Here is a 1,937-nt window from a genome sequence, read left to right on the forward strand (position 1 = left end):
TGCACCTGCTTGTCGCCATGGTCACGCTGGCTCTGGCATGGGCTCATGCCTGCGCATCACGGAGCAAAGGCCGGACCAACATTGAAACGGCAGGTCATGGCTACCGGCGAAAGTCCTGGTTCCGCACTGGCTTCGACATACTCCGGCATTGGATCCTCACACAGCCAGGCGCCGCCCAAGACCTTTGGCAACATATCTGGGCTCAAGCCAAATACAGGTCGTTCAGAACCAGCGTCGTGTAGTGTGGCCGACTATACAGGTTCCGAGATCGTCGGAAATCCAGATCGGTCAGGATGAAGCCCAAGGAGGATGACACCTCCACGCTTTCCGTTGGTTCCATTGACACCGACCGTAGCCAAACTGGAAGAGCAATCCGAAAGCACAGGAAGTATCCCTGAGAATGCCCGGCTTCGCGAAAACCGATCGTGAGTTGACACAGATTGAGTGTCAAATCGTCCGGCTACGGCGTCAGAAATTTCGGACCAATCCAGAACGGCCGGAACACCGCGTTCTCACCGTACAGCCTGATTTCGATTTGAAGTCGGAAGCCCTTTGGGGATAGTTGCTCGAGCAAATTATTTAACCCGCTTTTTAGCATCCTCCAATCGATGGTCGATGTAATAAGCATGCACGGTAGCGTACATCAGGTTAACCCGTTTAACAAAATTTGGTTTGCGCCTAATAGAAAGTTTTAACTTGGCTACGTGCTGCGCAATCCGCCAATCCCGCTCTCGCCATATTGCCAAACTTTCGCGAGCTTCTTCCTCTGTCAAAGGGTCAAATTCATCATCCATCATGGCACTTCACTGATATTGATCGCGTCAGTTTATTTCTTTGGCTCCTGTTTGCAACAAAAAACAACTAATTTTAATGCTTTCAACCATGAATAGATTTAAAGAAAGATTTTCTACTGGATAGCAATCTACTAAGATCATTATTTGGGAATTTAGCAGATTTCAGATAAGTTGGCGTCATTGTGATAAAAATTGATCATATTAATCGTTTTAAAATTTCTTTGATGTTTACAGGGTCTAGCATGTGAAATAGACTACGGATGCAGTTTTTTTGATATGATGCAATGCGGCGCTACGTAACTCTTTAGCGCGGAACTAGAACATTCTAACCTATACTATAAATTATATGTGAGAGGAGAAATATAGTTTCAGCATGCGGTAAATCTACTACATACATTAAGCGAAAGGACACACAGATGATAAATGACCAAACTGTTGCGATCCCGGTGTTAGTCGCACACTTAATTCGATCGTTATTTTATATATTTCAAGGTTTGATGATTGCCCTGGTTATCGCAGTGCTAAATTTAGCTTTGCTATCCAGCATGATTGAAGGGTCGAGCAACTCGAACTCAGGATCTTTCCTGGTGGCCATTATTGCAACAGTTGCAGTTTCTGGCTGCTTCCTGTATTGGAATCAAGATTCGTCCGTACGGCGTGCGCAAACCCTAGGTTTAAGGCCTTCAATCTGGCGTCAGGTCGGTTTCTTTGTTGGGCTTCTCGGGCTTGCAGCTATCATGATCATTATTAAATGAGTATAAACTTGCTGATTTGAAATAAGAAAACGCTATATCTATAGGTGTTTTCAGTCGGATTGAAGCACTTATACGGAGTCGGCCTTGAATAACCTGTTCAGGCTGCTTGGGCTGTAACTGGATGACGGTCCGGTTGGGCGATTGCGTCGATGAGGCTAGCGAGGATGGCGGCCAAGAGAGCCCTGAGGTGGGCGAGGATCTTGCGGATGTTGTGACCGCAGCCGCAGAGCACAGCGAAGAGGGCGCCGCCGAGGGTGCCCTTTAGAGCGCCTAACAGAACCGCCTAATCTGGCCGAGGCAGACGAGGGCGCAGGCGAGTGTGGTGAAGGCGAGGTGGATGTCGGCGCGGCGCTCGTAGCGGATGGTCAGGCGTCGGTAGCGGGCGAGC

At 48.3% G+C, this 1,937-nt stretch carries 2 protein-coding genes and 3 pseudogenes; 2 read left to right on the top strand and 3 right to left on the bottom strand.

Translation table 11 applies throughout. The features are described 5' to 3' along the window. A pseudogene (locus ROTAS13_RS27895) lies at window positions 1–242 on the top strand (hypothetical protein); the annotation flags it as partial. 333 nt (window positions 243–575) lie between these two features. Here ROTAS13_RS27895 and ROTAS13_RS26725 read toward each other — a convergent pair. After that, window positions 576–797 (bottom strand): hypothetical protein, encoded by a 222-nt coding sequence (locus ROTAS13_RS26725; protein ID WP_126281782.1) that lies wholly within the window; start codon window positions 795–797, stop codon window positions 576–578. Between the two features lie 413 nt (window positions 798–1,210). Between ROTAS13_RS26725 and ROTAS13_RS26730 the strand changes: the two genes are divergently transcribed. Beyond that, window positions 1,211–1,549 (top strand): hypothetical protein, encoded by a 339-nt coding sequence (locus ROTAS13_RS26730; protein WP_126281781.1) that lies wholly within the window; start codon window positions 1,211–1,213, stop codon window positions 1,547–1,549. Between the two features lie 97 nt (window positions 1,550–1,646). On the opposite strand, the pseudogene ROTAS13_RS23825 reads toward ROTAS13_RS26730, so the two are convergent. Both ROTAS13_RS23825 and ROTAS13_RS26735 read right to left on the bottom strand, forming a co-directional pair. Then, window positions 1,647–1,814, bottom strand: a pseudogene (locus ROTAS13_RS23825) (IS5/IS1182 family transposase); the annotation flags it as partial. A 5-nt stretch (window positions 1,815–1,819) separates the two neighbouring features. After that, window positions 1,820–1,937, bottom strand: a pseudogene (locus ROTAS13_RS26735) (IS5/IS1182 family transposase); the annotation flags it as partial.

It is taken from the genome of Roseomonas sp. TAS13, assembly GCF_001950415.1.
Taxonomy (GTDB): domain Bacteria; phylum Pseudomonadota; class Alphaproteobacteria; order Acetobacterales; family Acetobacteraceae; genus Roseomonas; species Roseomonas mucosa.

Coding starts and splice junctions, on each gene's coding strand:
- ROTAS13_RS26730 (WP_126281781.1), top strand. CDS start 1,211: ATGATAAATGACCAAACTGTTGCGATCCCGGTGTTAGTCGCACACTTA.
- ROTAS13_RS26725 (WP_126281782.1), bottom strand. CDS start 797: ATGATGGATGATGAATTTGACCCTTTGACAGAGGAAGAAGCTCGCGAA.